Annotated in this window: 28 protein-coding genes; 19 read left to right on the top strand and 9 right to left on the bottom strand. The window is 64.1% G+C overall.

Annotated features, from left to right (window positions below; translation table 11 throughout):
• Positions 1-1,011 (top strand): glutamate 5-kinase (gene proB, locus ACK4R0_RS15005; RefSeq protein ID WP_409675711.1); only part of this gene is annotated, 1,011 nt, incomplete at its 5' end.
• A 127-nt stretch (positions 1,012-1,138) separates the two neighbouring features.
• Here the strand turns inward: proB and ACK4R0_RS15000 are convergent.
• A complete protein-coding gene (locus tag ACK4R0_RS15000; protein ID WP_409675708.1) occupies positions 1,139-2,368 on the bottom strand; it encodes a Gfo/Idh/MocA family protein in 1,230 nt (409 codons plus the stop codon).
• A 362-nt stretch (positions 2,369-2,730) separates the two neighbouring features.
• On the opposite strand from ACK4R0_RS15000, the gene ACK4R0_RS14995 reads away from it, so the two are divergent.
• From ACK4R0_RS14995 to ACK4R0_RS14950, 10 genes are all read left to right on the top strand, one after another.
• Positions 2,731-3,267 (top strand): Na+/H+ antiporter subunit E, encoded by a 537-nt coding sequence (locus ACK4R0_RS14995; RefSeq protein ID WP_409675705.1) that lies wholly within the window; start codon positions 2,731-2,733, stop codon positions 3,265-3,267.
• Positions 3,264-3,599: a monovalent cation/H+ antiporter complex subunit F gene (locus ACK4R0_RS14990; RefSeq protein ID WP_409675702.1), complete on the top strand. Its 336-nt coding sequence runs from the start codon at positions 3,264-3,266 to the stop codon at positions 3,597-3,599. The genes ACK4R0_RS14995 and ACK4R0_RS14990 overlap by 4 nt, the downstream gene beginning before the upstream one ends.
• A complete protein-coding gene (locus tag ACK4R0_RS14985; protein WP_409675699.1) occupies positions 3,565-3,939 on the top strand; it encodes a monovalent cation/H(+) antiporter subunit G in 375 nt (124 codons plus the stop codon). Before ACK4R0_RS14990 ends, ACK4R0_RS14985 begins: the two co-directional genes overlap by 35 nt.
• Positions 3,936-4,940, top strand: a complete 1,005-nt coding sequence (locus ACK4R0_RS14980; RefSeq protein ID WP_409675696.1) for a hydrogenase subunit MbhD domain-containing protein — start codon at positions 3,936-3,938, stop codon at positions 4,938-4,940. Before ACK4R0_RS14985 ends, ACK4R0_RS14980 begins: the two co-directional genes overlap by 4 nt.
• Entirely contained in the window at positions 4,937-5,326 is a 390-nt protein-coding gene (locus tag ACK4R0_RS14975) for an NADH-quinone oxidoreductase subunit K (protein ID WP_409675693.1), read from the top strand. Before ACK4R0_RS14980 ends, ACK4R0_RS14975 begins: the two co-directional genes overlap by 4 nt.
• On the top strand, positions 5,323-6,834 hold the full coding sequence (locus ACK4R0_RS14970; RefSeq protein ID WP_409675690.1) for a complex I subunit 5 family protein: 1,512 nt from the start codon (positions 5,323-5,325) through the stop codon (positions 6,832-6,834). The genes ACK4R0_RS14975 and ACK4R0_RS14970 overlap by 4 nt, the downstream gene beginning before the upstream one ends.
• Positions 6,831-8,306: a complex I subunit 5 family protein gene (locus ACK4R0_RS14965; protein WP_409675687.1), complete on the top strand. Its 1,476-nt coding sequence runs from the start codon at positions 6,831-6,833 to the stop codon at positions 8,304-8,306. The genes ACK4R0_RS14970 and ACK4R0_RS14965 overlap by 4 nt, the downstream gene beginning before the upstream one ends.
• The gene (locus tag ACK4R0_RS14960) at positions 8,303-10,027 is read left to right on the top strand and encodes a complex I subunit 5 family protein (protein ID WP_409675684.1); all 1,725 of its coding nucleotides are present in this window, start codon (positions 8,303-8,305) and stop codon (positions 10,025-10,027) included. The genes ACK4R0_RS14965 and ACK4R0_RS14960 overlap by 4 nt, the downstream gene beginning before the upstream one ends.
• Positions 10,024-10,995 carry a TraB/GumN family protein gene (locus ACK4R0_RS14955; RefSeq protein WP_409675681.1) on the top strand — a complete coding sequence of 324 codons (972 nt, stop codon included), beginning with the start codon at positions 10,024-10,026 and terminating at the stop codon, positions 10,993-10,995. Before ACK4R0_RS14960 ends, ACK4R0_RS14955 begins: the two co-directional genes overlap by 4 nt.
• 185 nt (positions 10,996-11,180) lie before the next feature.
• Entirely contained in the window at positions 11,181-11,354 is a 174-nt protein-coding gene (locus ACK4R0_RS14950; RefSeq protein ID WP_409675678.1) for a hypothetical protein, read from the top strand.
• A 162-nt stretch (positions 11,355-11,516) separates the two neighbouring features.
• Here the strand turns inward: ACK4R0_RS14950 and ACK4R0_RS14945 are convergent, their stop codons facing one another.
• Both ACK4R0_RS14945 and ACK4R0_RS14940 read right to left on the bottom strand, forming a co-directional pair.
• On the bottom strand, positions 11,517-11,876 hold the full coding sequence (locus ACK4R0_RS14945; protein WP_409675714.1) for a hypothetical protein: 360 nt from the start codon (positions 11,874-11,876) through the stop codon (positions 11,517-11,519).
• Between the two features lie 33 nt (positions 11,877-11,909).
• A complete protein-coding gene (locus ACK4R0_RS14940; protein WP_409675675.1) occupies positions 11,910-12,230 on the bottom strand; it encodes a hypothetical protein in 321 nt (106 codons plus the stop codon).
• Positions 12,231-12,493: 263 nt separating this feature from the next.
• Here ACK4R0_RS14940 and ACK4R0_RS14935 point away from each other — a divergent pair, with 263 nt between their 5' ends.
• The 4 genes from ACK4R0_RS14935 (at position 12,494) to ACK4R0_RS14920 (ending at position 18,664) form a co-directional block, all read left to right on the top strand.
• Positions 12,494-13,048: an RNA polymerase sigma factor gene (locus ACK4R0_RS14935; RefSeq protein WP_409675672.1), complete on the top strand. Its 555-nt coding sequence runs from the start codon at positions 12,494-12,496 to the stop codon at positions 13,046-13,048.
• Complete coding sequence (locus ACK4R0_RS14930; RefSeq protein ID WP_409675669.1) at positions 13,048-13,971, top strand: FecR family protein; 924 nt, start codon at positions 13,048-13,050, stop codon at positions 13,969-13,971. Before ACK4R0_RS14935 ends, ACK4R0_RS14930 begins: the two co-directional genes overlap by 1 nt.
• A 98-nt stretch (positions 13,972-14,069) precedes the next feature.
• Positions 14,070-17,054 (top strand): TonB-dependent receptor, encoded by a 2,985-nt coding sequence (locus ACK4R0_RS14925; RefSeq protein ID WP_409675666.1) that lies wholly within the window; start codon positions 14,070-14,072, stop codon positions 17,052-17,054.
• Between the two features lie 62 nt (positions 17,055-17,116).
• Complete coding sequence (locus ACK4R0_RS14920) at positions 17,117-18,664, top strand: alkaline phosphatase D family protein (RefSeq protein WP_409675663.1); 1,548 nt, start codon at positions 17,117-17,119, stop codon at positions 18,662-18,664.
• A 342-nt stretch (positions 18,665-19,006) separates the two neighbouring features.
• On the opposite strand, the gene ACK4R0_RS14915 is transcribed toward ACK4R0_RS14920, so the two are convergent.
• From ACK4R0_RS14915 to ACK4R0_RS14895, 5 genes are all read right to left on the bottom strand, one after another.
• Complete coding sequence (locus tag ACK4R0_RS14915) at positions 19,007-19,507, bottom strand: DUF3299 domain-containing protein (RefSeq protein ID WP_409675660.1); 501 nt, start codon at positions 19,505-19,507, stop codon at positions 19,007-19,009.
• Between the two features lie 11 nt (positions 19,508-19,518).
• Entirely contained in the window at positions 19,519-20,775 is a 1,257-nt protein-coding gene (locus tag ACK4R0_RS14910) for an ABC transporter permease (protein ID WP_409675657.1), read from the bottom strand.
• On the bottom strand, positions 20,772-21,428 hold the full coding sequence (locus ACK4R0_RS14905) for an ABC transporter ATP-binding protein (protein ID WP_409675654.1): 657 nt from the start codon (positions 21,426-21,428) through the stop codon (positions 20,772-20,774). The genes ACK4R0_RS14910 and ACK4R0_RS14905 overlap by 4 nt, the downstream gene beginning before the upstream one ends.
• Positions 21,429-21,445: 17 nt before the next feature.
• A complete protein-coding gene (locus tag ACK4R0_RS14900) occupies positions 21,446-21,790 on the bottom strand; it encodes a hypothetical protein (protein ID WP_409675651.1) in 345 nt (114 codons plus the stop codon).
• Positions 21,791-21,884: 94 nt separating this feature from the next.
• Positions 21,885-22,310 carry a MerC domain-containing protein gene (locus tag ACK4R0_RS14895; protein ID WP_409675648.1) on the bottom strand — a complete coding sequence of 142 codons (426 nt, stop codon included), beginning with the start codon at positions 22,308-22,310 and terminating at the stop codon, positions 21,885-21,887.
• A 70-nt stretch (positions 22,311-22,380) separates the two neighbouring features.
• On the opposite strand from ACK4R0_RS14895, the gene ACK4R0_RS14890 reads away from it, so the two are divergent.
• The gene (locus ACK4R0_RS14890; RefSeq protein WP_409675645.1) at positions 22,381-23,619 is read left to right on the top strand and encodes a GTP-binding protein; all 1,239 of its coding nucleotides are present in this window, start codon (positions 22,381-22,383) and stop codon (positions 23,617-23,619) included.
• Positions 23,620-23,622: 3 nt separating this feature from the next.
• Positions 23,623-24,189 (top strand): DUF1826 domain-containing protein, encoded by a 567-nt coding sequence (locus ACK4R0_RS14885; protein WP_409675642.1) that lies wholly within the window; start codon positions 23,623-23,625, stop codon positions 24,187-24,189.
• Here the strand turns inward: ACK4R0_RS14885 and ACK4R0_RS14880 are convergent.
• A complete protein-coding gene (locus ACK4R0_RS14880) occupies positions 24,186-24,335 on the bottom strand; it encodes a hypothetical protein (protein ID WP_409675639.1) in 150 nt (49 codons plus the stop codon). The two genes, ACK4R0_RS14885 and ACK4R0_RS14880, sit on opposite strands and share 4 nt — an antisense overlap.
• Positions 24,336-24,412: 77 nt before the next feature.
• On the opposite strand from ACK4R0_RS14880, the gene ACK4R0_RS14875 reads away from it, so the two are divergent.
• Positions 24,413-25,897 carry a TolC family protein gene (locus ACK4R0_RS14875; RefSeq protein ID WP_409675636.1) on the top strand — a complete coding sequence of 495 codons (1,485 nt, stop codon included), beginning with the start codon at positions 24,413-24,415 and terminating at the stop codon, positions 25,895-25,897.
• 59 nt (positions 25,898-25,956) lie between these two features.
• On the top strand, positions 25,957-26,910 hold the full coding sequence (locus ACK4R0_RS14870; protein ID WP_409675633.1) for an HlyD family secretion protein: 954 nt from the start codon (positions 25,957-25,959) through the stop codon (positions 26,908-26,910).
• Positions 26,911-26,959 lie beyond the last annotated feature (49 nt).

Genomic DNA, 26,959 nt, shown 5'->3' with positions numbered 1-26,959 from the left:
ATCCTGTGTTCGTCCGGTGCGGTTTCGCTGGGCATGAAGATGATCGGGCTCACCCCCGCGACCGCAGGCCTGCGCGACAAACAGGCGGCGGCGGCCTGCGGAATGCCGCTGCTGCTCAACGCCTACAAGCAGATCGGGCATGAGCACGACCTCAATATCGCCCAGATTCTGGTGACGCTGGGCGACTTTGGCGATCATCGCCGGTTCCTCAACACCAAGAACACGCTGCACCGCCTGCTCGAATCGGGTGTGCTGCCGATCATCAACGAAAACGACACCATCACCACCGAGGAAATCCGCGTCGGCGATAACGACCGCCTGGCCGCCAAGGTCGCGCAGATGGTTCAGGCCCAGCATCTGGTTATCCTGACCGGGGTCGATGGCCTGTACGACCGCAACCCGTCCGAGCCCGGTGCGCAGCTTGTCGAGACGGTCCACGACGTCAGCCAGTATCTCGCTGTGACCAGCGGGGTAAGCACGCTGGGCACAGGCGGCATGCTGACCAAGATGCAGGCGGCCAACATGGCGCAGAACGCAGGCTGCACGACGCTGATTGCCAATGGTGAAGCAGACAATCCGGTCACCTCGGTGCTGGATGGTGCACGCCCCTGCACGACCTGTGTCGCGCATGCCGAGCCCGCCGACAGCTGGGCGGCCTGGCTGACCGACCGCCTGCAAATGGATGGCAGCATCGTGGTTTCGAACAGTGCTGCGCTCGCCATGGCTACGGGTTCGCGCGGTATCGACCGCAACGACGTGATTTCGATTTGTGGAAGTTACGTGAAGGGCGACGTGATCCACATCTATGACGAGACAGGCACCGAGCGTGCTCGCGGAATGACCGATTTTTCCTCAGAGGAAACCGCAATTCTGGTGCGCAACAAAGAGATCCCGGTCAAGCAGCTGGTCGGGTATCAGTCACGCGGGGTGCTGGTTGAGGTAAACAACCTGATTTGCCTAGATGATCGCCACATCTTGTGGGAGCCACTGGCAGTGGCCGCGACTGCCTGAACGTCAGTCGGCGAGAGCGGGCTGGTATAGAGCGGGCTGGCATTCAGGCGCTGCCATAAGATCAAATCATGGGTGGTGGACGTCGATGGGTGGTTGGCGTGCCGGCGGCTTTCGCGGCCAGACGGGTTCAGCCGCGCATCGTTCCGTCCGGGTTCAGACGCACCGTCCGCCGTTCGCGAGCGGACAGATTGATCGCGTTGATCAGCCGCACATCGCGCAAGCCCATCTCGCCGGGCACGATGATCTTGCTGTCATCCCGGATGGCGTTCGCGAAATGGTCGAGCTCGCCTGCGAATTGCCGTTCGGGATCGCCAGGTGTCAGCATGCGCGGCGGCTTACCCTCGCCGCTTTCCACCTTGAGCGTCTGGCCGGAATAGCTGGTGGCCGGATCGAGCAGGATCGCGCCTTTGGTACCGCGCGCATCGACGAAATTTCTGCCTAGCGAGTCGTAGGACGTCGCCAGTTGCGCGATTGCCCCGGAAGGAAAGCGCAGTTGCGACGACATGGACGCTGCTATCTGCGAGAAACGAGGATCGCCTGCGGGCCGGAAGCTTTGCGCGCTGATGCTTTCGGGTATCTCGCCCGACAGATAGAGCGCGGCCTGAAGCCCGTAGATTCCCAGATCTTCAAGGGGGCTTTCCCCCGCCAATGCGGAATTGAGCCGCCAGTTCTCGCTGGGCGTCGTGCGCTCGAAAACATATGCCTGTTCGGAGCGTAGCGTGCGCAGATCACCGACTGCGCCTTCGCGCATCAGTTCCATGGCCCGCACATTGTGTGGCTCGAAGTGGACCCGATAGGCGATCATGAGCTTGCGGTCAGCGCGGCGGCTCGCGGCGATCATGCGCTCGCACTCGGCCGGGTTGAGAGCCATTGGTTTTTCACACAGCACGTGCTTGCCAGCAGCGAACGCGCGCTCGGTCCATTGCGCGTGCAAGCCACTCGGCAGCACGATGTAGACGGCATCGACGCCCTTGTTCTGAGCGATCTGGTCAAAGGTGTCGTAGGTATAGCGCGAAGCGGGTGGGACCCCATAGGCATCGCCGACGCGGCGCAACTTGTCGCGATTGCCCGATACCAGCGCGGCGACATGGACACGCTGCGCCTGATCGAACCGCGGCATCATCTGCTTCAGCGCAAAGTCGCCGAGCCCGACGACCGCGATGCCGACGCTGTCTGCGCGGCGCGGACGTGGCGGCGTCTCGGGAAGGGTGACACCCTCCGGCATGGGCTGGCCTTCAACACTGACACCTCTCGGCTGCGCAAAAACGGGGCCACCGGCCATGACCGCAAGCGAAGCGGCGACGCCGCCCCCACCGACCTGAAGCATGCGGCGGCGGGTCAGGGCTGTGTCATTCATGGCTTGTCTCCGGCTGTTCGCTTTGCGTACAAAGGGGCGAACGCATGGGGCGGCAAATGTATTCCCGCATTTTCAGCCTCAAACGCCCCAGACACAACCGAGGCGAGCGTCATCCTTGGGATTCGAACGCGGGGAAACATCGTTGCTGCCGCTGAACGCCATCGGCTATTTTGCGCTCAAGTCGGGCATCGCGAAAAAGGGAACGGTCACAGGCGTTTCGGCGTTGAGGTAATGAGGTCGTTTCTCGTAAATCACCAAGCACCGACCAAAGCCTATGTGATTGCGAACCCGCGACCGCATAATGGGGGTGCGCTTTCACGGCCGGGGGCAGAATGCGACAATCAGTGCCACAATCACTGCACATGCGTCGCGACGCAGGCGGACATATCAAAGCCAGCGAGCGCGCCGTTATCGTGCTGCGCAGAGCTGTTTTGCCAGCAGTGATCTGGCTGTGTCTTGCCGGCACGCAGCTGGATGCGCTGCTTCTGGGCTGCATCGTCGTGCCGCTGGCGACCACGTTGAGTCTATGGCTGGTGCCCATCGCCAGGCCCACGCAGATCCGCGCTGTGCTGATGTTGCTGCCGCGCTTCGTGGGGCAATCGCTGATCGGCGGGTTCGATGTCGCCTGGCGCGCGTTTCATCCACGACTGCCGATAAATCCCGATTGGCTGTCGGTTTCGGTCGCCTTGCCCGATGGCGCCAAGGTGGCGCTCGGCGGCGAATTGTCGCTCATGCCGGGAACGCTCTGTGCCGGAAGCGACGGTGACCGCCTGCTGATCCATGTGCTGAACCGTGAACAGAACGTCGAAGCTGCGGTGCGCGACGAAGAGCGCAGGCTCGCCAAGGCTTTAGGCGGTGGGTCGGGCGAGCTGGCCCCGTCTCGCCAGGGCGCGGCATGAGCGCCTTTCTGATGATCGCGGCGGGATTGTTGCTGCTGAGCCTGGGCGGCGCGATGTGGCGGATATGGCGTGGGCCGGATGCTGCCGATCGCATGATGGCCGCGCAGTTGGTGGGCACCGGCGGTGTTGGCACCGTGCTGCTGCTCGCAGCGTCGACCGATTGGCGCATGATCGATGTTGCGCTGGTGCTCGCCTTGCTCGCAGCCTTTGCCGCGATAGCGTTCGTGAAGGCGCTGAGCCTCGATGGCAGCGGAGATCCCGAAGAAGACGAAGAACTGGCCGAAATAGCCCCTGTAAATGCCACCGATGCGCGAGCCGCCGATGCTGGCTGATGTTGCGACCTTTGCGTTGATCGGCGCTGGACTGCTGTTTTTCTGGGCAGGCACGGCAGGGATCATCCGCTTTCCCGATACCCACAGCCGTCTGCATGCGCTGACCAAGGCAGACAATGTCGGGCTGGGCCTGCTGATCCTGGGGCTGGCCTTCCAGGCACCTGACTGGCTGACGCTTGGCAAGCTGGCAATGGTGTGGGCGCTGACCTTGGTCGCAGCGGGTACCACGGCGCAACTGGTGGCGCGCGCCGCGATGGTCCAGCATTCCGGGCCCCACACGCGACATGCCGATCGAGCGCCCGCGGGCGATTGCGCGGGCAAGCAGGACGGCGCGCCATGACCGCGCTTGCCGCGACTGGCTTCGATATCGTGCTGTGCGCGCTGATACTGGGCGCAGCGCTGGCGGCGATGACGGTACGCGACCTTTTTGGCGCGGTGGTGTTCTTTATCGTCTACGGCGTGTTCGTGGCGCTGGCATGGTTGCGGCTGGAGGCGATCGACGTCGCGCTGACCGAGGCCGCGCTTGGCGCAGGACTTACCGGCGTGCTGATGATCGGTGCAGTGTCTCGGCTGGAACGTTTGCTTGCAAAGGATGAGGACCCGGACGCTGCGCCGGAAAGCGCGCCAGCCACTGCTCCGGCAGTCCGGATCGCGACGATGATGGCGGCGGGCGGGATCGGCGGCGGGCTGGCATGGGGCTTTGTCTCCTTGCCGCCGCCGGCCGGACTGCACGACGCGGTTGCCCAAAACCTTGCCGCATCGGGTGTTGAAAACCCCGTAACGGCGGTTCTGTTGAACTTTCGCGGCTGGGACACCTTGCTGGAGAGTATCGTATTGCTGGCAGCGCTGATTGCCCTGTGGTCGCTTGCGCGGGATCAGGACTGGGGACGCCGACCGGGGTTGCGCCAGCATGCCCGGCCAGGCGGGGTGATGGCGACCTTCGGGCGCCTGCTGCCGCCATTCGGGCTGTTGCTGGGGGTGTATCTGGTGTGGACGGGCTCTGCGCAGCCGGGCGGTGCCTTTCAGGGCGGCACGGTGCTGGCGGCGGTCTGGCTGCTGGTGATGATGGCGGGGCTCAAGGCTGCTCCGCGCGTCACATCGGTCTGGCTGCGTTCGGCGCTGATCGCCGGTCCGTTGCTGTTCCTCGGCGTCGGTCTCGCAGGCGCCGTCGCGGGCACGTTTCTGGGATTGCCGACGGCCTATGCCAAGCCGCTGATCCTGACCATCGAGGCGGGATTGACGGTGTCGATTGCAGCGACGCTGGCATTGCTGGTGCTCGGCGCCCCCACGTCAGGCGATGGCGTTGCGCCTGATCGACCCGATCGGGAGCCAGCAGGATGATCGCATCGGCGACCTTGTTCGGCCTGTGCGGCGCGGCCCTGATCGGGCTTGGACTCTATGGCTTCGTCGCCCATCCGCATCTGCTGCGCCGCCTGATCGCCTTCAATATCGTCGGATCGGGCATATTCCTGCTGTTCGGTGCGTCTGGTGCACGCGATCCGCTCTCATCGACAGACCCGGTGGCACAGGCGCTGATCATCACAGGCATCGTCGTCGCGCTGGCGGCCACCGCGTTCGGGGTCGGTCTCGTACTCGCCTTTGCACGGGCGACCGGACAGACGCACCTGCCCGAAGAAAGCGATGTCCGGCAACGGACGCCGAGGTCATATCCGCCTGCGCGGCCTGCGCAGCCTGCGCCACCCACAGTTGCGGACGCTCCTGAATGAGCGGGGGGCTGGCGATTGTCGCGCTGATCACGGTGCCGCTGGTCGCTGCGCTGCTGGCGGTGGTCATTGCGCGCCGCGGCGAATGGATCGCACTGGTGAGCGTTCTCGGCGTGGCCGCTGCGCTTTGCGTGCTCATGCCTATCGTCGCAACCGACGGGCCCTTGGATCTGGCCATCGGCGGATGGCAGGCACCGCTGGGCATCACGCTGCGCGCCGATGGCGTGGCGCTGGCGTTTGCGGGCATGACAGCGCTGGTGATGACGGCGGTGCTGGTCAGTGCGCGCACCATGTTCGGTGCAGCCACGTCGCCAGCCGAGACCCGCGGACAATGGGCGTTCTGGCCGCTAGCCCTGCTGCTGTGGGGCGCGCTGAATGTCGCCTTCCTGTCGCGTGACCTGTTCAATCTTTATGTGGCGCTTGAGCTTATTACCGTAGCGGCGGTTGCGCTGGTGGCCATCGACGGCACGCGCGAAGCACTGGCCGCAGCACTGCGCTACCTGACGTTCGCGCTGATGGGCTCGATGGCCTATCTGCTCGGCGCAGCCCTGCTCTACGCCGGACATGGCACGCTCGACATCGGCTTGCTGGCGGCACGGGATATCGGTGCATCGGGCGCAGCAGGCAGTCGTGGAGCGTCTGACCTGATGGCGGCGGGGTTGATGACGGCGGGGCTCGCGGTCAAGACGGCGTTGTTTCCGTTCCATGCGTGGTTGGCGCCAGCGCACGCCGGTGCGCCGGCCCCGGCGTCGGCGATGCTCTCGGCGCTGGTGCCCAAGGCCTCGTTCGTCATCCTGCTCCGGCTATGGTTCGAGGCGTTGCCCGAGCTCGCCTCACCCGCCTTGCTCGCAACATTGGGCGGCCTGGGTGCCGCTGCCGTGCTGTACGGATCCGTCCTCGCCCTGCGCCAGAACCGGCTGAAGCTGATCATCGCGTATTCCACCGTCGCGCAGATCGGGTATCTCTTCCTTGTCTTTCCCTTGGCCGGGGGCGATTCCTATGCGCAGCCCTGGGCGGCGGGCGCGTGGACCGGTGCGATCTTTCAGGCGCTCAGCCACGGCCTTGCCAAGGCAGCGATGTTCCTGTGCGCAGGCGTTTGGATCATCGCGGTCGGCCACGACCGGTTGAGCGGGATGCGCGGCCTGGCTTCTGCGACGCCGATGACCATGTTCGCCTTCGCGACCGCCGGGGTTGCCCTGGTTGCGTTGCCGCCATCGGGTGGCTTCACCGCAAAATACCTGATGCTGACGGCGTCTTTTGCCTCCGGGCAGCCCATCTGGGCCGTCGTGCTGCTGCTCGGCGGATTGCTGTCAGCGGCTTATCTCTACCGCCCGCTGGCGATGGCCTTTGCGCGCGCCGACGATGCAACGTTCGTACCGGTGGCGCGCAGCTTGCAGGTTGCGCCGTTGCTTCTGGCGCTGGCTGCGATCCTGCTCGGGCTGGCTTCGCAGGCGCCGTTCGGCCTTGTCCAGCAGGGGCTGCCGGCCGCTGCGGTTGAGGGGCTGGAATGAGCGCGCTGCTTCCCGTCCTGATCCTGCTGACGTCGCTGATCCCGGCGGCGATGACGTTCTTTCTGGCGCAAGACAGCAACCGGTTGCGGATCGCGCTCAATCTGGGCGGTGCGGTGCTCAAGCTCGCGCTGATCGTGTTCATGCTCGCCGAAGTGGCAAAAGGCACCATCTACGAAACCCGGCTGGAGTTTACGCCGGGCCTGTACCTGTTGCTGCGCGTCGATGCGCTTTCGCTGCTGTTCGTGTCGCTCTCGGCGTTCCTCTGGCTGCTCACCACGATCTATGCCATCGCCTACTTGCGCGAGGGACCCGATCTGTCGCGCTTTTTCGGCTTTTTCAGCCTGTGTGTCGCTGCCACGACCGGCATTGCGCTGTCGGGTACGCTGATATCGTTCTTCATCTTCTTTGAGCTGCTGACGCTGTCGACATGGCCCCTGGTGGTGCACAAGCAAAACGCCGAGTCGATCGCGGCAGGGCGCAGCTATCTGAGCTATGCGCTGCCATCCGGCGCGATGCTGCTGGTGGCGATCGTCTGGTTGGAAAGCGCGGTGGGTCCGGTGGAATTTGCCAATGCGGTGGATTTGGAGCGGCTCGACCGCACCAGCCAACAGATCATCTTTGCGCTGTTCATCGCCGGGCTTGGCGCCAAGGCAGCGCTCATCCCGCTGCATGGCTGGCTGCCTGCGGCGATGGCCGCGCCCGCCCCGGTGAGCGCGCTGCTGCACGCCGTGGCGGTGGTCAAGGCTGGCGCCTTCGGGGTGATGCGCGTGGTGCTCGATGTCTATGGGCTGGAGCGGATGGCCGATCTGGGGCTGGCGGTGCCGCTCTCGGTGCTCGCTGCGCTGACCATCCTGTGGGGCTCGGCCCGCGCGCTGCAGCAGGACGAGATCAAGAAGCGGCTGGCGTTCTCCACCGTAAGCCAGGTGTCGTACATCATCTTGGGAATTGCCTTGGCAACGCCATTTGCGGTGATCGGCGGGCTCGTGCATCTCGTCCATCAGGGGCTGATGAAGATCACCCTGTTCTTTTGCGCCGGAATATTCGACGAGCGTGCAGACATCCGGCGGATAGACCAGCTCGATGGCATCGGTGCGCGGATGCCGTGGACATCGACCTGCTTTTCGGTTGGCGCGATTGGCATGATCGGCCTGCCGCCGACGGCGGGTTTCGTCACCAAGATCTATCTCGGCATCGGCGCGGTGCAAGCCGATGCCATCTGGGTGCTGGCGGTGCTTGGCGCCTCGACCTTGCTCAATGCCGCCTATTTTCTGCCGATGCTCTATCGCATCTGGTTTCTTCAACCGATAGCGGCGACCGCCGAAGGTGACAGACCGACCGAACGACCGCTTGGCCTGATCGCGCCTGCCGTCCTCACCGCCTTTGCCTCGGTCGCGGTCGGCCTGCTCGCCGCATCGGCGATCAGCCCGCTCAGCTGGGCGACCCTGATCGCCGAGCGGCAGTATCTGCGGTGAGCGTCATCATTGGCCCCGCGCTGCCGCTGGCAGCCCTGATCTGGCCGCTGTTGATCGGGCTGGTCGCAGCATTGCCCGCGGTGCGCGCGCATGCGCTGCGGCTGCTGCCGTTCGCGCCGCTGCCTGCTCTGTGGATCGCGCTCGTCGGAATCGATGGATCTACGCTGGCGCCCGACCTGCTGCTTGGGATAACGCTGGGTGCGGCACGGCCGGCAGCGCTGTTGTTCGGGCTCACCGCCATATTGTGGTTCGCCGCTGCCATTCATGCGCAAGGCTCGATGAAGAACACGCAAAATCCGGCGGTGTTCACAGGGTTCTGGTGCTTGACCTTGGCCGGCAATCTCGGCGTCTTTCTCGCGCAGGATGTCGCGACCTTCTATGTGGCATTTGCGGCGGTATCCTTGTCCGCCTATTTCTTGGTTGTTCATGAAGGCACGCCGTCAGCGCTGCATGCGGGGCGTGTCTATGCCGTTCTCGCGATCCTTGGCGAGGTATGCCTGCTGATCGCGTTCGTGATCGGCGCGACCGTGGCCGACAGCCTGCTGATCGCCGACATACGTGCCGCCTTGCCCGGAACCCCATTGGCAGCTTTGACCATCGGGCTGCTGGTCGCAGGCTTTGGCATCAAGGCCGGGCTGATGCCGCTGCACGTCTGGCTGCCGCTGGCGCACCCGGCTGCGCCGACGGCAGCCTCTGCCGTGCTCTCCGGCGCGATCGTCAAGGCCGGCATCATCGGCCTGATGGTCTTCCTGCCGAGCAGAACCGGGGTGGGTGCGGTCCTTGTCGTCCTCGGCTTTTTCACGGCTTTTGCAGGCGCGCTGGTCGGCTTGCGGGTGCGCGCGCCCAAGGCCATCCTGGCCTATTCGACGATCAGCCAGATGGGCTTGATCGTCGCCCTGGTCGGCGCTGCGATTCAGACCGAGGCCGCAGACATGGCATCGATCGCATATTATGCGTTTCACCACGGCCTGGCCAAGGGCGCCTTGTTCCTGGGCGTCGCGGTGTTCGCGGCATCGGGCGGGCGCTGGCGCAAGACAGTGTTGACGATGCTCGGGCTGGTCGCGCTGTCGGTGGCTGGTGCGCCGATGACCGGCGGCGGGCTTACCAAAATGGCCGCCAAACCGGGGCTGGCCACGGTGAACGCATTGGGCGGGCTTGGCGAACTGGCGCTGACCTTGTCTGCTGTCACCACGACACTGGTGCTGGCGTGGTTTCTGCAGCGCCTGTCGGCGGGCACTGCGCAGTCTGCGAGAGATGACGAACGCCCAGGCTGGCCGATCGCATTGCCGACGCTGGCGCTTGGGCTGGCGGCGCTGATGCTGCCATGGTGGCTGTGGAGCGGGTGGAGCAGCCTGCCGCCCGATTATCCGCTGCGGCTGGCGAGTTTATGGTCTGCCGCCTGGCCCGTGGCGCTGGGGCTGGCTTTTGCGGGGGCGATGGCCGCGACCCGGTGGCGTGCAGGAACGCTCGATCAGGCCGACCCGCTCTGGTGGACGCGCGGAATTGCCCGCGCCTTGGCCCCGCTCGGCGCAGTGCCCGAGCAGATGGCGGGTATGCGCAGCGCTGTGGCGAACCGGGTGCAAGCGGCAGCGCGTGCCGCCACTATCGGTATTGTCATTGCGGCGGACGCAGCCGAAAAGACTGTTCTGGCATGGCGCATCAGCGGATTGGCAATGCTTGCCGGCGTGCTGATCGTGGTCGCACTTCTCGTGGCAGTATGAGCTTGATTGTAAAGGCCGTGGCGATGAAGACAAGGTCCCTGTCGGTGGTTGCGACCATGCTGCTCTGCGCGACGCTGGCGCAGGCGCAAACCCCGCCGCCGTCGCAGCCTCCGCCGACGGAAAACGAGATCGTGGTGAGTGCGAAGCGCTCTGGCGCACCGATGTGGACCATCGACACACCCACCGGGACCGTTCTTCTGGTCGGCGAAATCCGCGCGGTTCCCAAGAGCACCCCATGGGAGCCCGAGCGTCTGCGCGATGCCACGGCCGAAGCGAGCCGCGTCATCCTGCGCGCACAGCCGAAATTCTCTCCTGGCGATGTTCTGCGCCTGATCTTTCGCGGTGGAAGCTTTACCAAGCTTCCCGATGGACGGGTGGCCGCAAGTTATCTCACCGTTGAGCAGCGCGCACGACTGGCCTCTCTGGAGACCCGGTACAAGGTCGACTATGATCGTGGCAGTTTTCTGATGTCGTCCTTCGACCTGCTGGCGCGTCGGCTCGATTTCGATAACAGCACCATGGATGACGCCACCGACATCGTGGAAAAGGCCGCAAAGCGGGCCGGCATAGCAATCGTCCGGCCAGAGCGGTTTCGCGGCGAAGACCTGCTGGACAATCTGGCCGCTGCTGCGCCTGCCAGCCACATCGCTTGCCTGGAAGCCGCGATGGCCGCAACCGAAGCAGGCCAATCCATCATCGAAGCGCGCGGAGATGACTGGCGCCGGTTTGATGTGCCTGCGGTCATGGCCAATCCGCTCGAAATCGCGCTGAGCACGTGCTGGCCCTGGGCCGATGAAGACCTGGGCGGAGAAATCCGTGATCAATGGACCCGATTGATCACCGAGGCTTCGGGCACCGACGGTGTAACGCTGGCCGTCGTGCCGCTTGGTGTGCTTGCCGAGAAGCAAGGCGTGCTCGACCAGCTTGCAGCACGCGGCTTTGCCATCGCCGGACCGGAATGGCGCTGAGCCAGCCACCCAGACAGATGCTGCGGTCTTCGTAATCATTGAGGATTTCGGCGCTCGCCGCTATGCGGGCGAAACAAGGTATCGCCTGCATAGCCTGTCGATGGCAGCGGCTCAAAAGCTCCCTGACTTAGGATTGCGCCATCACCGAAGAACGCCCTCAATCGCTAGACAGGCCGCAGCGGCGGTTGCTGCGCCGGATCTACAACGGCCGCACCGTTCCCATCATCGTCAATGGGATGCCTTTTTTGACCTACAGGGAGGCAAGCCAGTACCTCCTGTCGCTTACGGACGACGAGCGGGAAAATGCCTATATGGAGATGCGAAGCGGCGCGGCGCTTGGCTCCGGGATCGAGGATTAGACCTGCGGTCCACAAAGCGCCAAGAGCCCAGCGGCCCCATTGACGGATCGCTTTGGCTTGGGCGTCAAAGGTCGCCCCGCAAATGAGGCACTGTGGCCGCGTGGTCGGCGATAACTGCCGCTGCTTCGCAGACGCGCGCCATGCTTCAATGTGACGCCGGACTCACTGAAAGCGCAGCGTGTTCTCGAACCCCTCATTTGCCTTGGTCATCTTGGCAAGCTTTCTCAGGTTGGCGCGAACACATCTCTCGAAACGCCGATCGTCATGAATGCCCGTGACCTGATACTCGTCCTGAGCCAGCAATTGCTTGATTCGATCGGCGAACGCGACCTGATCATCCTTGTCGGCAACCATCCTCAGGCTCCGGCACACCCATTCCTCTGCAGCGGCCTTGTCATAGTCGTCCTGCGCCTGATATCCCCGCTTGTCGGCCGCCGCCTGATCAAGACGCGCCGCCTCGATGCGGCATTCGAGCCATTTGCGGACGTGTTCGCCGTTCCATGCTTTCGACAAAATGCTCATCATCTGCTCCTAGCCCGGCAGGGCAGCCTCTGGCTAGTTGCCATCCGCATCGACCATGAACACCATCGGCTTTCCGCGAGACGCAGGCTCCCAGCCGGCATCCAGCGCCGCCTGAATTCCCCGGGATACCATCGCGTCGCTGATCTGAAGACGGCCTCGCTGCATTCCTTTCAGCAAGCGTTTCGGCGGGGGAAATTCCAGCAACGCTTCGCGCTGGGTATGCTTCTGCAGCAAGGCAACGATCACGCCCTTCCAGCCTTCGGAATCGTTCCACTGCGGCTCGCTGCGAACCTCCCACTCATATTGGAGCCCGCCGACGTGGACGGTTCCGGAAAGTCTGTGGATGTTGGTCATGCTGCCATGCCTAGCAGGTCTGCGACAACAAACCATCGCCCAGGTGCGGATGGGCAAGCGTGGCATCGCGCGCCGTGGTGGTGATCGCTTGGCTTGCTCGAAGTCCAGGGCGCGTGCCGCAGCATCCATTTTCAGCTGAAGATCGTGGGATGGCATTCATGGACCTGCTCAGAGGAGTTGCTTCGTCCTTGCAAGGGGGTGGAGAACCGGTGCAACGCCGCACCGCAACACACCTGTCACATGTTTGATATAGGCACCCGCCCGTGTCGCATCCGGTATCCAAACAAGACAAGCTTTCGGGTGCGGGGAGACCGGCTGCGCAAGCGCCATCCGCCGATCATGAGTGGACCGCGCTGCGTCACACAATCGTTTCTTATGTCATGAAGCGCGGGCAATCGCGTCATGTCGCCGAAGACGTGGCGCAGGAGGCCTGCATCAAGCTGCTGCGCTATTGCGAGGATCAGCGCCCGGCGAGCCTTTATGCCTTGGCGTTCCGGATCGCATCGACCTGCCTGGTCGACATGGTGCGCAAGGAAGGCAGTTCCAGCGCCGGGTTGGACGAAGATATTGCGAGCGACGCGCCATTGCCCGATCGCATCATCGATGGTCAACAGCGGGTGATCAAGTTCGAGACCGCGCTAGCGGCGATGCCTTCGCTGCGGCGGACAGTGTTCCAGAAGCGAAGGATCGAAAACCGCTCGCACGCCCAGATCGCCGCGGAGCTGGGAATTTCGGTCGCGGCGGTCGAAAAGCATGTCAGCCGCGGTCTGCACGACTTGCGCCGGGCCTTGTCGATCGACCAGGATGGCGACCTGTGATGGCCGCGAACACACCTTCCATCGACGAGCAGGCCGCGGTCTGGTTCGACCGGATGAACCGGTCGGCCTTCGACAGTGCTGACGGCCAGAGCTTCGACGCATGGATGACCGCCGATTCGCGCCACCGCGAGGCTTTTACCGACATTCTCGCGATGTGGGAAAGCGAAGCGCTGGAGACAGCCTGCGCCGCAGAGCCCGAGTCAGCCGCACAACCAGACAAAGCGCCGGCTTCGCGGTGGAACCGCGCGGTGGGTGCAACAGCGATCGCCTCAGCCGCCGCAGTCTTGGCGCTGGTGCTGGTGCCGGCCCTGCCGCACGATTACGCCAGCGCTCCGGGCGAGACCCGCCGCATCGCCCTGTCGGACGGATCGACGGTCGACCTCGGCGGCAACAGCGCAGTCAGGGTGCAGTTCCTTCCATGGCGCCGCGCGATCGATCTCGACCGGGGGGAGGCTTCGTTCGACATAGCAAAAGACGCAGCGCGGCCGCTGTCGGTTCGGATCGGTGCGACTCAGGTGAACGTGCTGGGCACCGCCTTCCATATCGACAGGCTGGCAGAAGGTCGCGTCATCGTGGCGGTCTCGCGCGGGCAGGTCCGGGTGGTTTCGGGCAGCGACGAACTGGCGCTCGGCGCCTCCCAGGCCGCGCAGGCGATGGCGGGCCGGTTGGTGCGCACGCGCCTCGAACCCGAACAGAAAATCGCCAGTGGCTGGTTCGTCGCCAAGAATGCGCCACTGGCAGATCTAGTCGAAAAGCTGGGCCGCTATTCGACCGCCCGAATTCACCTGACATCCGACAGGGCGCGCGCCATCCGCATCACGGGTCGATTCGACGTCACAGACACGGACAACACGCTCAATACTTTGCAAAGTCTTTATGGAGTAAAAATTTCACGCAGCGGATCAGATATAGGTATTCAGTAACAAAACTGTAGTATATAAAAATAAATCTGTAATATAAATAAGTTGTCCGGGTTTGACCTCCGAGACCGTTTAAGCGGAAACACTTGAGGGGTTGAACCATGAATTTTGACAAAATGGCCGCCTTGCTGGCGGGAACAGCTGTAATGGCATTGCCCGTCGGGCATGCCAGCGCAAAAGATGCAGCAAGCGCTACCTACCGGCTCGACGCTCCGGCGCAGGATCTGGCCGATGCTCTGATCGTCCTTTCGCGGGCGACCGGTCTGCCTCTGGCCGTAGTTCCCGCAGCGGTGCGCAACCTGCGCAGCCAGCCTGTGCGTGGCGAGGTGACCGCTTCGCAGGGCCTGGAGCGGATGACGCGGAATCTGCCGGTCGATGCGCGTATCCAAGGCTCGACGATCATAATTCAGCCGCGCACCGCTTTCGCCTCGGTCAGTGACCCGGTGCGCAGCGCTCCGTCGCAAGCGTTTCCGCAGGCATCCGGATCGACCGCGGCAGATGTCGCGCAGCAGCCCGAAGAGATCGTCGTGACCGGCTTTCGCCAGAGCCTTGAGGTGGCGCAGACGATCAAGCGCCAGACGACCGGATTGCAGGAGGTGATCGTGGCCGAGGACATCGCCGCGTTCCCTGACCAGAACCTGGCCGAATCGCTGCAGCGTGTGCCCGGCGTCGCGATCACGCGCGATGGCGGCGAAGGGCGGCAGATCTCGCTGCGCGGCCTGGGACCGGAATTCACCCGCACCGAACTGAACGGCATGGAGGTGCTCAGCAACACCGCCTCGGGCCTCGACAGCCGTGGCGGGGTCAGCCGGTCGCGCGCCTTCGACTACAGCGTTTTCGCCTCCGAATTGTTCAACCAGGTGGTGGTGCGAAAATCCTATGCCGCCGAGCAGGACGAAGGTGGCATCGGAGGCACGGTGGCGCTGCGGACAGCCAAGCCGTTCGACTATCCGGGCAACACGTTCGTGCTCAGCGCCAAGGGGCAGGTGAACCAGTATACCGACACGCTCACGCCGCGGCTGGTCGCACTCGCCTCTGCCCGGTCAGGCGATTTCGGCGTGCTCGTTTCGGCTGCCTACAGCCGGGCCGACACGCTCGAACACGGCTATCGCAACTGGAACTGGTCGCAGATGAACTTCGGCAGCAAAAATGTCGGGCCGGAAATCGCTGCGGACGTGCGTGACCAGTTGGTCAATGCCAGAGGCGCTAACCGGGTTTGGAACTCGCGCGCGCAGACCTATGGCAGCTGGTTCAGCAGCCGCGAGCGGCTGGGCCTGACCGGAGCGCTGCAGTACAGCCCCGGAAACGGGACCGAAGTGACGCTCGACGTGCTCTACGGGCAGCTGACCAACAACCGCCAGGAAAACGTGATCGGCAATGCCGGCAAGAACGGGCTTTCGGCCAATGACGTCACCGGCACGCAGGTCGTGCGCGACATCGCGATCGACGCCTTCGGCAGCATCACTTCTGCCACCATCAGCGGGGTCGATCTGCGCAATGAGTCGAAGCCGACGCACGATCAGACCGATTTCTGGCAGGTGGCGCTGAACGGCCGGACGTCGCTGACCGACCGTCTGGAACTGACCACGCTCGCCGGCTGGTCCAGCTCGCAGTTCGTGTCGCGGTGGCAACGCGCCTATATGGTGTCGAACGGGCACACGGTCAGCTTTACCGGGCTGGATACCGACACCCCGAGCAACACGTATGATTTCGATCCGGCCGACCCGGGCGCCTGGGTGCTGGACAGCCTGCAGTGGCGCGAGGATCGCATCAAAAGCGAATTCTACAATGCCTCAGCCTCGCTCGCCTGGCAGGTAACGGACAATTCCGTCTTCAAGTTCGGGGGCGAGTTCAAGAACTTCGACAACAGCGGCTACCGCTATCATGTCAACTCCACCAAGGGCAGCGGCACCGCCAACGTGCCGACGATGCTCAACCCGTACACCAGCGCCATTCCCTTCATCGTCGGCGATGTCCCGGGCATCTTCGCCCAATTGGGCATCGATACCACGCTGAATGCGAGCCATCTGGCGGCGGGGACCGATTATGCGATCACCGAACGGACGTTCGCCGGTTTTGGCCAGTACGAACTCGAGACGATGCTGGGCGATATGACGCTGCGCGCCGATGCCGGTGTGCGTTACTATAATACCCGGCTGGATTCGCGGGGTACGTCGGTGACGGCAAGCGGTCTGGTGCCGGTGGAAATCCGCAACACCTATCGCGGCTTCCTCCCTGCGGTGAACGTAGCGCTGGACCTGACGCCCTCGCTGGTCGCGCGCTTCGGGGCCAACCGCAACATCAGCCGCCCTGGTTTTGCCGATCTGAGCGCTGCAGCGACAGTACGCGTCGCCGGCTTCGGCGGGACGATCAGCGCGGGCAACCCCAATCTTGCGCCCTACACCGCCGATTCGGTCGAAGGTGCGCTCGAATATTACGACGGCAAGCGCGGTTTTCTGGCGCTGGGGGTGTTCTACAAGAACATGAAGTCCTTCGTCACCAGCGAGACGTCTCAGCTCCCCTATAGCGAGACCGGCTACCCGCTGTCGCTGCTGGAGGCCGGTCAGGACGGGTCGATCATCTTCAACTTCACGCGGCCGATCAATGGGCCGGGTGCCTCGATCCACGGCGTGGAGCTTGCCGGGCGGCGCGACTTCGACTTTTTGCCGGGCGTGCTGGGCAATTTCGGCGCGCTGGGTAACGTGACCTATGCCAAAGGGCAGTCGGACGTGTTCTATTCGGGTACGCCGTACGAACTGCCCTTGGTCGATCTGTCCAAATGGTCGGTCAACGGCACGCTCTACTATGACAGCGAGCAGATCGGCGCGCGTGGCTCGGTCGCCTACCGCTCGCGCTATCGCAAGGGCGACGGCGGCAACGGCAATATCGGCGAGTATTTCACGCCGTCGGTCGTGTTCGATGCCACCGCTTATTACAACGTCACGCCGGCGCTGCAGGTCCGGGTCGAGGGATTGAACCTGACCGACGAGCGGATCATCCAGTACGCCGACGGCGACGCCCGCCGCCTCATGACCAGCACGGTCAGCGGCCGCACCATCACCTTTGGTGCATCCTTGCGCTTCTGAGCGCCCGGCCGGGCGGCTCCGCACCCGCGGGACCGCCCGGCCCATTTGCCAGGCTTTCCTCTATGTCCCAGATTCTGCTCAACCGGCGCACGCTGGTCGCGTCCACATTCTCGATCGGCATTCTGACGGCCTGTTCGACCTTGTCGGGGCGGCCCCATTCGTTCCGGCGCGATCCGTTCACGCTGGGCGTGGCCGCCGGCGACCCGGCGCCCGATGGCTTCGTTATCTGGACCCGCCTTGCGCCCGAACCGCTGGCGCCCGATGGCGGGATGCCGCCTGCGAGTGTGCCCGTCGCATGGGAGGTCGCCTCCGACTCCGCCTTCCGCAATATCGTGCGCAAGGGCGAGGCGCTGGCGCGCGCGCAATCGGCGCACACGGTGCATGTCGACTGCACCGGGCTGGAAGCCCATCGGCCGTATTGGTATCGGTTCCATGCCGGTGGTGCCACCAGCGAGATCGGTCGCGCGCGCACCCTGCCGGCACCCGGCGCACGGGTCGACCAGCTGCGCATCGCCAGCGTCGGGTGCCAGGATTTCGAAAGCGGGTTCTACACCGCTTATGCCCATCTGGCTGCCGAACCCGAACTCGACGCAGTGTTCCACTATGGCGACTATATCTACGAATTCGGGCGGCGGGAGAGGAACCCGCATCGGATCCATGCCGGCGATGAGACCTACACGCTCGAAGATTACCGGCGCCGCTACGCCCAGTACAAGCAGGATCCCGATCTGCGCGCCGCGCACGCGCGCGCGGTCTTCATCACCAGCTTCGACGATCACGAGGTGGACGACAACTGGGCGGCCGCGATCGGCAAGGACGACGGCGCCACCGCCGCCTTTGCCGCCCGCAAGGCCGCCGCGCTGCAGGCTTGGCGCGAACACATGCCGGTGCGTGCAGCGCTGCAGCCGGGTCACGACCACCGCTACTTCCGGCGTTTCGACTTCGGCAATCTGGCGCGTATGCACGTGCTCGACACGCGCTCGCACCGCAGTGAACAGCTCGGCGGTGGCCAGTCCGGCCCGGTGCCCCGGATTGACGATGTGCCATCGCGCACGATGCTGGGGCAGGAGCAGGAGGCGTGGCTGGGCCGCGGCCTTTCCGCCGAGCATGGCTGGAACTTCATCGCCCAGCAGGTCATGGTGATGCCCTTCGACGTCCGCGAGGACGGCGCAATGGCGCCGGCCTATAGCACCGACAACTGGAACGGCTATCCTGCCGCGCGGCGGCGCATGGCTGACATTATCGCGGAGCGGGGCCTGCGCAACGTTGTCATCGGCAGCGGCGATATGCACCAACATGTTGTCGGCTATCTCCCCACTGATCCTGACGACCCGGCATCGCCGGCGCTGGCCAGCGAGTTTCTGGCAAGTTCGATCACATCGGGCGGCAGTGGCTCGCCCCGCCATCCGTTTCAGCAAGATACTCTGCAGCGCAATCCGCACCTGAAGCTGCTCAACAACCAGCGCGGCTATCAGCTTTATCGTCTTTCACCGCAACGCTGGGTGGCGGATGTCAAAGTGATGGACCAGGTCGATACCCCCGGCGGACAGCTTGCGACTCTTGCATCGTTCGTGGTCGAACAAGGTCGCCCTGGCCCACAGCCGGTCTGATGGCCCAAGATTGGACGATCCCGTGCTAAGGAAGTTTCCAATAGGCCCGGATTCGCACGACGCTGGGAGCCCGCAGCTGGCGAAGGTGGAGGCTGACAATTCCGGCACAGGAAGTGGTGTTTCGCCAACTGAAGTCCGAACTGGCCCGTTGCCGTTCGGGCCGATCTACGTCCGTTGCAGCCAATAGCGGTCGAGCGCGACGAGCGAAGCGGTGAGCCAAGGCGCACCCGATACATCCAGCCCGGTCATGTCGAAGTGACCGGATGGCTGAAATGGATGGCTGTTTTCATGTCCCAGCGTGGTCGCAACCCAGCCTGCGGGCTGATTGAAAATGTTGCCTCGTCACGCCGGGCTCGCTGCCTTCATTCGGTAGAAGATGCCACTTTCGTCCTGCCCGGTGAGTTCAAGCACGCCCGTAACGACGATCATCTTGGACTCGTTGGTCGGGAACGGGATGTCCGCAAGCACTTCGATGAACTGATTGGGGATGGCGTGGAAGTGGAACGGACAGCCCGGCGGATAGGCGAGCAGCACGAAATGCTTTTGACGCGCGCCGGTCTCCAGCGGTTTCATCCAGCCTGCGACCTTGATGCGCTTGCCCGCCAGCGCCTTGACCGCGGGCGTGAACAGCGGCTTGGAATAAAGATAGCCGTCCTTGGCGGTGCGGGTCTGCTCCTTTGTGGCCTCCAGCACCGCCCAAGAAACACCACCCTTGGGGGTGGCGGCAGGCTTCCACACGTCTTCGACAGGGGCCTTTTTGCCCTGCTGCATCGCGGCGTTCGAAGCGCCAAGTGGAAGCGCTGCCATGACGAGGGTTGCCAGCAGGATCAGGGGTTTGCGCATCGTTCGTGTCCTCAACTCAATCGTGCCAGGGTACGGGCCAGATCGACCCGGAAAATGCGGATGGCCGGAATGATCGCAGCAATCAGGCCGATGCCGAGCACCGCGGCCAGGATCGCTGCTTCGCCGGGTAGAACCCGCGTTGCGACCAGGCCCAGCTCGGCCAATGTCGGGAAGCTGCCGACTGCCAAGGCGATCAGCCCATGCGCCAATGCAATCCCTGCCAATGCGCCGATCCCGGCGATCAGCAGTCCTTCGAGCAGGATCGTGGCGAAGACGGCCGCCGGTGTTGCGCCCATGACGCGGAGTAGCGCGAGGTCGCCCTCGCGGGCGCGGGTCGCGCTCCATAAGGCGACGAACAGGCTGAGCCCCGCCGAGATCGCCAGCAGCCAGCCGAACAGTCGCGCGCCCTCGATCACCGATCCGAACAACCCCAGCAGCCGCGCCGATTCGGTCGCAGGCACCGCAGCCTGTAGCGCGCTCTGGCGGTTGATCTGCGAAGGAATGCGCATCGCGCCCGAGGCGTTGCGGTAGCGCACCAGCACGGCGGTTATCTCGGGCTCCAGCCCGGCGGGCCCAGCCGCCTCCTCATGATGATCCTGGTCGGCGTGGTGCTCGTGGGCATCATGCCCGGCTTGATCGTCATCATGCGCGATGCCGTGGACGTCCCATACCGACTCGATCGATGTCAGGATCAGACGGTCGAGCACGGTGCCGGTCGGCGCGAGGATGCCGACCGTCTTGAACGGGGCGTGATCATGGCCCTGCCCGTCCTCTTCGCCGCTCTCGAGGCCGTGGCTGCCAATGAATTTCTGGCCAAGGCCGGCGCCGGTGCGCCGGGCCACGTCGGCCCCCAGCACGGCATCGCCCGGGGCTTCGAACGCAACGCCTTGCGCCAATCGGGCATCATAGAGCGTCAGAAAACCGGTATCGCTGCCGACGATCCGAAACCCCTCGAAATTGTCGCCCAGGGCCAGCGGAACGGCTTGCGCCACCCCCGGGTCGCGGCGCAGCATCGCGAGCGCGCCCTGCGGGATGTTCCCGGTGGGCTGGTCGATATGGTAGACGCTCGACAGAACGAGCTGCAGCGGCGACCCCTTGGCCCCCACGACCAGATCGATCCCGCGCGCATCGCGCTCGAAGCGTTCGCCCGCCTGGGTCGAAAACTGGAGCAGCAGCACGAGCGTTGCAACCGCGATCGCCAGCAGCAGCGCGTTGAGCGCCACCGTCAGGGGGCGGTCGCGCATATAGGCAAGAGCAAGACCGATCATGCGGTGGCCCTTTGCCCAACGGGGGATAGCTGCCTGACAGACGCGATGTGATCACGCAGCCGGTCGTCATGGGTGACGACGAGCAGGCTGGCGCCCGATTCATCGGCGCATTCGCGCAGCAGCGTGACGACATTTTCCATGTTGCGATGGTCGAGCGCAGATGTCGGTTCATCGGCGATGATCAGGTCGGGCCGTCCGACCAGTGCCCGCGCGATCGCTGCACGCTGCGCCTCGCCCTGGCTGAGTTCGCGCGGCAAGGCATGTGCCCGGTGCGAAAGGCCCAGCCGCTCGATCAGCATGGCGATGCGATCCCCGCCGCCCTCGCCACTGACCAGCTTCTGCGCAAGCGCCAGGTTGGCGGTCAGGTCGAGCGAGGAGACCAGCCGCAGCGTCTGGAACACCAACCCGATGCGGCGGCGGCGCAGGTCATCGCGGCGCGCGGGCGACAGCCCGGTCATCGCTTCGCCGCCCAGAGTGATCGTGCCGCTTTCGGGGGTCAACAGTCCGCAGATCAGGTTGACCAAAGTCGATTTTCCGCAGCCCGATGCGCCGATCAGCAGGCTGTGCTCGCCTGCGGCCATGTGGAAGTCAAAGCCGGACAGGACCGGGGTTCCGCGATAGGCGAACGCGAGCTGCTCAATCGACAAAAGCATATCAGGGCCCGGACGCTTCAATCCTTGGTCGCGGTAAAGCGCATGGCCTGTTCGGCGGGGGTGGATTGAGAAACGGCAAGAGCCTTGGGCGCAGCGTCTGCAGACAGCCGGGTAGCATTTGAGAGCTTTGCCACCTCCTGCGCGACCGACCGCTTGGCCTCTTCGCGCGCCTGGTTGCTGAGAACGGCGGAGTTCTCGCTCTGCTGCGGGTTGGGGGCATCGTTTGGAACGTTCCACGCGGCATGCTGGCCGAACGGGTTGATCCGGGCGAAGCCGAAGCCTTCCATATCGCAGGCCTGAGCTGACTGAGCGCTGGCCAAGGCGGCAAAAGCCACGGTCAAAACCACCAGATTGTTGCGCATCACCAGTCTCCCCGATCTTGGAGAAGACACGATACAACATATCCAAGATCGACTCAAAGCAGTTTTCGCGTCCAGTGGCCGATGAAGCGGTTTTTCAATTCAGCAACACACTGTGGCGATGGCGGCGACGCAGCGCCCAGTTAATCGCATGAGTGGCAGCCAGCAGGATGCTTCCTGCAACACTCATCAGTGTTTCCTGCCGCACCGTAACCGGCAAGATCAGCGCAAGGATCAGCAGGCCAAGCCCGGCGAAACCTGCCGCCAGCAGGGGAAGCCTGTGGTGCTGGACGACGCTGAGCAGAAGCCAGGCACTGACCGGCCCGACAATCATCACCAGCCAAAAATGCAGGTCGATGGCGGGATCGAATGCGCGGCCCAACGTCGGCGTCCACGCCAACAGCATCGGCAAAAATAGGCAATGGACCAGGCAGAGCAGCGCGCCGCCAATCGCAAACCCCTCGGCGGCGTCGGTCGGCAGCGGAGCCGGGTGGTTGGTCCTGTTTGCTTTGAAGAAACGCATTTTTCCCCGCTTGTGCAATCGAGAGGATCGCTATAATGATATAGTATATCATGACAAGGAGGTTTTCACTATGGGTTCATCCAGCCAACCAACCGAGAGGCTGCCAGTCACCGTTCTTTCCGGCTTTCTGGGCGCCGGAAAGACAACGCTACTCAATCACATTCTTGCCAACGTCGATGGCCTGCGCGTCGCCGTGATCGTCAACGACATGTCCGAGGTAAACATTGATGCAGCACTGGTTCGCGGCGGCGATGCGGCGCTGAGCCGGGCAAGCGAGCAACTGGTCGAGATGACCAATGGCTGCATCTGCTGCACGCTGCGGGACGACCTGCTCAAGGAGGTGCGCACGCTCGCTGAGGGCGGGCGGTTCGATTATCTGGTAATCGAAAGCACCGGTATTTCCGAGCCGCTTCCGGTCGCCGCGACGTTCAATTTCCGCGATGAGGCCGGGGAATCACTGGGCGATGTCGCAACGCTCGACACCATGGTCACCCTGGTCGATGCGGTGAACCTGCTCAAGGACTACGCCAGCCATGAGTTTCTGGCCGATCGCGGCGAATCTCTTGGGGATGACGACACCCGCAGCCTTGTCGCGCTGCTGGTCGAGCAGATCGAGTTTGCCGATGTCATCGTCATCAACAAGGCATCCGACGTCGGCGCGGACCAGCTGAATGTCGTCAAGAAGCTGTGCGCATCGCTCAATGCCGATGCTCGGATCATCACCGCCGATCGCGCGCGGATCGACCTGAAGCAGATTCTCGGCACGGGGCTGTTCGATGACGAGCGTGCTGCCGAGCATCCATTATGGGCTAAGGAGCTTTACGGCTATGCCAGTCATCGCCCGGAAAGCGAGGAATACGGCATCGAGAGCTTCGTCTATCGTGCCCGCCAGCCATTCGATCCGGCGCGCTTTCATGACTTCCTGGTGGGGGATGGGCTTGAGGGTGTCATTCGCGCCAAGGGCTTTTTCTGGCTGGCAACCCGGCCACTGTGGGTTGGCGAGTTGGCGGTGGCCGGTTCGCAGACGATGACCGCACGCTTGGGCCGCTGGTGGGCCTCGGTGCCCAAGAATCAGTGGCCGCACGACAACCAGTTTGAGGATTTCGTCGCGCACAACTGGGATGCGGTCTGGGGCGACAGGCGACAAGAGCTGGTGTTCATCGGTATCAACATGGATGAGGCGGCGCTGCGCCAGCGGTTGGGAGAATGCCTGGTAGCTGCAGACGGATTTACCCCCGAGCGCTGGCAGCAGCTGGACGATCCGTTCCCGGAATGGGGCGAGAATGCCCGCGTGCTGGAGAATGCGTAAGCCATGACACAGCTTGAAACACGCGCCCGGCCTGCAGTCAGTTACAACAACTGGAAGGCGATTGACGATCCAGCAGTGCGCATCGTTATCGACGAGGCATTTATATCCCTCTTACGGGATGTGACTGATAGCCTGCTTGCCGCCGCGCCCTTCAGTCATGCCGTGTCTGGCACTCCTGAAGCTATGGTTGCGCAGCTGCCTTCGCTCTCGAAGGAACTGGCTGATGCTATCACCGATCTGGCAACTCGATTTGCTGGGTTGATGCATTGCGACACCGTCCGGCTTCGCTTGGAGGGCATCACCGGCAACGCCTGCCGCAAGGTCCATGCGGATTATACCGACCTGCGCCTCATCTGCACCTTGGCAGGTCCTGGCACGGACTACACGCTGGGCGATGATCCTGCAGGACCGCTGCTGAGCATCCCCACTGGCGCGGTAGCCTTGTTCAAAGGGCGCGAGTTCGGAGCAGGCCATGCTGCATGCCTGCACCGTTCCCCACCGATTGAGGGGACTGGTCTATCCCGGCTGGTCCTGGTGATCGACACGCCGCAACGCCCTCGGACAGATTAGCTGTCGAACATCAGGCTGATCGATGGCACGCCAGCTGGAGGCATGGCCGGATTGGCCATTTGAAGGACGGTCCGCAGGCATAACGGTGTAATTCCCGTCAGGCTGAATCCGGCCCTTTTGCGACTTTTCGTTTCGATCTCAGCCATGGCTTCGGCTCGAATTTCGAAGTGCCAATGAATGATTTTGCCGGGGTGGCGCGGACGATTGCCAAGCCTTGGCTTCCATGTCAGATACCGGAACGAGGGACCAGCGGCTCCAGAACGGAGCTGCGATCTTCACCTCGGCACCGCAAGGCGCAAAAACGACCATGGAGATGCATTTGCTCCGCGCTGCAACTGCTTCAAGATTCTGCTGCCTGGCCCTTGCGACGACCGCTCTGGCTGCCGCAACCGGGCCGCTGCTTGCACAGGATTATCCGCTCGCGCTGACCTACTCACAAGCGCAGGCGCGGTTTCTCGACCAGTCCGATGCCATCGATGCCGCCGATGCTGCGGTGGACTCCGCCGAGGCCCGCCAGCAGGCCACCCGGACACTGCGCCGACCGGATGTCGATATCGAGGCGCAGGCGCTCGAATTCCAGAAAACCCTGATCCTGCCGCTGGGTTCGCTGGAGCCGGTCGCCAACAGTTTCGGCATCGCCGACCCGTTGAGGTTCCGCATCCGCCGGTTTGTATCGCGCCCGATCATCACCGCCACGATGCCGATTTATTCTGGCGGCCAGATCGGCGCAGCCCAGGAGGGCGCGGCCAGCCAGGTGCAGATCGAACGGGCCAATCGCGACGAGGCAGCCCAGCAGGGTTTGGCCCAGCTGGCGCGGGCCTATTTCGGCCAACAGCTGGCGAGCCAGGCGCTGGCCATCCGGCAGGATGTGGTCGGCGGCATGCGCGATCATGTCGTCGCTGCCCGCGCGCTGGAAAGGGAACAGCAGATCGCCCCGGTCCAGCGGCTTCAGGCCGAGGCAAAGCATGAAGAGGCGCTGCGCGAGGCGGAAAAGGCCGCCGCCGATCTGGCCGCAGCCAATCTGCAACTTGCCGGTCTGCTGCGTGCGCAAGGGCCGCTCGCGCCGGTGACGCCGCTGGGTGTGGCCGAGGCACATCTGCCCCCCGTCGACGATTTCATCGCCGCCGCGCTCGATCTTCACCCCAGCATCAAGCGGCTGGAGGCAACCGTCAAAAAGGCAAGCGCGGGGGTCGAGGCGGAAAAGGCGCAGCTGCGCCCGACGGTCTATGCACTGGCGCAATACAATCTCGACCGCGAGGACTCGCTGGTGACCGATCCGGATTTCATCTTCGGCGTCGGCGTGAAGTACAAGCTCGCCTCGGGCATGGGTCGCCGGTCCGCAGTCTCCGCCGCCCGTTCCACCCAGGCGCAGGCCGAAGCCGGGGTGCGCGAGGCGCAGGTGCAGGTCGAAACCGGTGTGCGGATCACGCACGCGCAGGCCCAGTCCGCCAAAGACCGTTACGCCCTCTATACACGGACCATCGCGGCGGCAGATGAATCGCTACGCGTCTCACAGCTGTCGTTCCGCGAGCTGCAGGGCACCAGCCGCGACGTCACGGATGCGCAGCTCACCGCCGGGCGCGTGCGGGTGGAGCAGGCGCGCGCGGCCTATGAGTATCTGGAAGCGCTGGTGGCACTGCTGGAAGTCAGCGGCCAGATCGAAAGCCTCCCCGACTTCCTGCCCGCATCACAGACAGGCCAGCCATGACAGCAACGGACACATCTGCGGAGCCGGCCGCATCTTCGCCTGGCCGATCCAGGCTAGCCGTGCTGGCAGCTCTTGTGATCGCAGTGCTTGCACTGGGTCTGTGGCTGGCATGGTCGCCACAGCAAGGCCAAGTGCAGGGCATTGTCGATGCGCGCGAATTCAGGGTCGCCAGCAAAGTGACCGGACGGCTGTCGCAGGTGCTGGTTGCCGAAGGCGCGACAGTCACGGCGGGGCAGCTGCTGGGCCGGATCGACAGCCCGGAGGTGACCGCCAAACAGGCGCAGGTCAACGCCACCGTGGAGGCCGCGCAATCCCAGGCGGACAAAGCCATGGCAGGTGCGCGCCAGACCGAGATCGACGCAGCCAAAGCGCAATGGCGCCGGGCGGCTTCCGCCGCCGATCTGGCGCAGGTGACCTATGAGCGGGTCAACCGGCTGGCCGATCAGGGCGCGGTCGCTGGCCAGAAGCGCGATGAGGCGCGCGCCAACATGATCGCCGCGAACGAGGCGGCGCGCGCGGCCCGGTCCCAATATGACCAGGCACGCGCGGGTGCCCGGCCAGAGGATGTGCGCGCCGCTTCCGCGCAGGTGGCGCAGGCGCGCGGCGCAGCGGCCGAGGTGGAAGCCGCCCATACTGAAACCCGTCTGGTAGCCCCTGCCGCAGGGGAAGTGGGTCGCCGCCTTGCCCAGCCCGGTGAGATCGTGGGCGCGGGTTTCCCTGTGCTGCTGCTCACCGAAGTGCAGGCGCCCTGGGTGACCGTGACGTTGCGCGAGGACCAGATGCAGGGTGTGCGCATGGGCAGTGCATTCACCGGGCGCATTCCAGCGCTCGATGGCAGGCGGGCGCAGTTCCAGGTCAGCTTTATCGCTCCGGCTGGCGATTATGCCACCTGGCGCGCCACCCGCCAGTCCAGCGGGTTCGATATCAAAGGCTTTGAACTGCGCCTCACGCCCGCCAAGCCCATCCGGGGGCTGCGTCCGGGGATGTCGGTGCTGTTCGACTGGCCGCAATGACGCGCAGCGCCATATTTCGCGCCAGCTTTGAGCGTGAATGCCGGTATCT

It is taken from the genome of Blastomonas sp. (genome assembly GCF_046294995.1).
Lineage (GTDB): Bacteria > Pseudomonadota > Alphaproteobacteria > Sphingomonadales > Sphingomonadaceae > Blastomonas.
This window is presented reverse-complemented; position numbering and strand designations above follow the sequence as displayed.

Bases quoted from the DNA above. Each gene is read 5' to 3' on its own strand.
- ACK4R0_RS15000 (WP_409675708.1), bottom strand. From the start codon at position 2,368: ATGAATGACACAGCCCTGACCCGCCGCCGCATGCTTCAGGTCGGTGGG.
- ACK4R0_RS14995 (WP_409675705.1), top strand. From the start codon at position 2,731: ATGCGTCGCGACGCAGGCGGACATATCAAAGCCAGCGAGCGCGCCGTT.
- ACK4R0_RS14990 (WP_409675702.1), top strand. From the start codon at position 3,264: ATGAGCGCCTTTCTGATGATCGCGGCGGGATTGTTGCTGCTGAGCCTG.
- ACK4R0_RS14985 (WP_409675699.1), top strand. From the start codon at position 3,565: ATGCCACCGATGCGCGAGCCGCCGATGCTGGCTGATGTTGCGACCTTT.
- ACK4R0_RS14980 (WP_409675696.1), top strand. From the start codon at position 3,936: ATGACCGCGCTTGCCGCGACTGGCTTCGATATCGTGCTGTGCGCGCTG.
- ACK4R0_RS14975 (WP_409675693.1), top strand. From the start codon at position 4,937: ATGATCGCATCGGCGACCTTGTTCGGCCTGTGCGGCGCGGCCCTGATC.
- ACK4R0_RS14970 (WP_409675690.1), top strand. From the start codon at position 5,323: ATGAGCGGGGGGCTGGCGATTGTCGCGCTGATCACGGTGCCGCTGGTC.
- ACK4R0_RS14965 (WP_409675687.1), top strand. From the start codon at position 6,831: ATGAGCGCGCTGCTTCCCGTCCTGATCCTGCTGACGTCGCTGATCCCG.
- ACK4R0_RS14955 (WP_409675681.1), top strand. From the start codon at position 10,024: ATGAGCTTGATTGTAAAGGCCGTGGCGATGAAGACAAGGTCCCTGTCG.
- ACK4R0_RS14945 (WP_409675714.1), bottom strand. From the start codon at position 11,876: ATGAGCATTTTGTCGAAAGCATGGAACGGCGAACACGTCCGCAAATGG.
- ACK4R0_RS14940 (WP_409675675.1), bottom strand. From the start codon at position 12,230: ATGACCAACATCCACAGACTTTCCGGAACCGTCCACGTCGGCGGGCTC.
- ACK4R0_RS14930 (WP_409675669.1), top strand. From the start codon at position 13,048: ATGGCCGCGAACACACCTTCCATCGACGAGCAGGCCGCGGTCTGGTTC.
- ACK4R0_RS14925 (WP_409675666.1), top strand. From the start codon at position 14,070: ATGAATTTTGACAAAATGGCCGCCTTGCTGGCGGGAACAGCTGTAATG.
- ACK4R0_RS14920 (WP_409675663.1), top strand. From the start codon at position 17,117: ATGTCCCAGATTCTGCTCAACCGGCGCACGCTGGTCGCGTCCACATTC.
- ACK4R0_RS14915 (WP_409675660.1), bottom strand. From the start codon at position 19,507: ATGCGCAAACCCCTGATCCTGCTGGCAACCCTCGTCATGGCAGCGCTT.
- ACK4R0_RS14910 (WP_409675657.1), bottom strand. From the start codon at position 20,775: ATGATCGGTCTTGCTCTTGCCTATATGCGCGACCGCCCCCTGACGGTG.
- ACK4R0_RS14905 (WP_409675654.1), bottom strand. From the start codon at position 21,428: ATGCTTTTGTCGATTGAGCAGCTCGCGTTCGCCTATCGCGGAACCCCG.
- ACK4R0_RS14900 (WP_409675651.1), bottom strand. From the start codon at position 21,790: ATGCGCAACAATCTGGTGGTTTTGACCGTGGCTTTTGCCGCCTTGGCC.
- ACK4R0_RS14895 (WP_409675648.1), bottom strand. From the start codon at position 22,310: ATGCGTTTCTTCAAAGCAAACAGGACCAACCACCCGGCTCCGCTGCCG.
- ACK4R0_RS14890 (WP_409675645.1), top strand. From the start codon at position 22,381: ATGGGTTCATCCAGCCAACCAACCGAGAGGCTGCCAGTCACCGTTCTT.
- ACK4R0_RS14885 (WP_409675642.1), top strand. From the start codon at position 23,623: ATGACACAGCTTGAAACACGCGCCCGGCCTGCAGTCAGTTACAACAAC.
- ACK4R0_RS14880 (WP_409675639.1), bottom strand. From the start codon at position 24,335: ATGGCTGAGATCGAAACGAAAAGTCGCAAAAGGGCCGGATTCAGCCTG.
- ACK4R0_RS14875 (WP_409675636.1), top strand. From the start codon at position 24,413: ATGTCAGATACCGGAACGAGGGACCAGCGGCTCCAGAACGGAGCTGCG.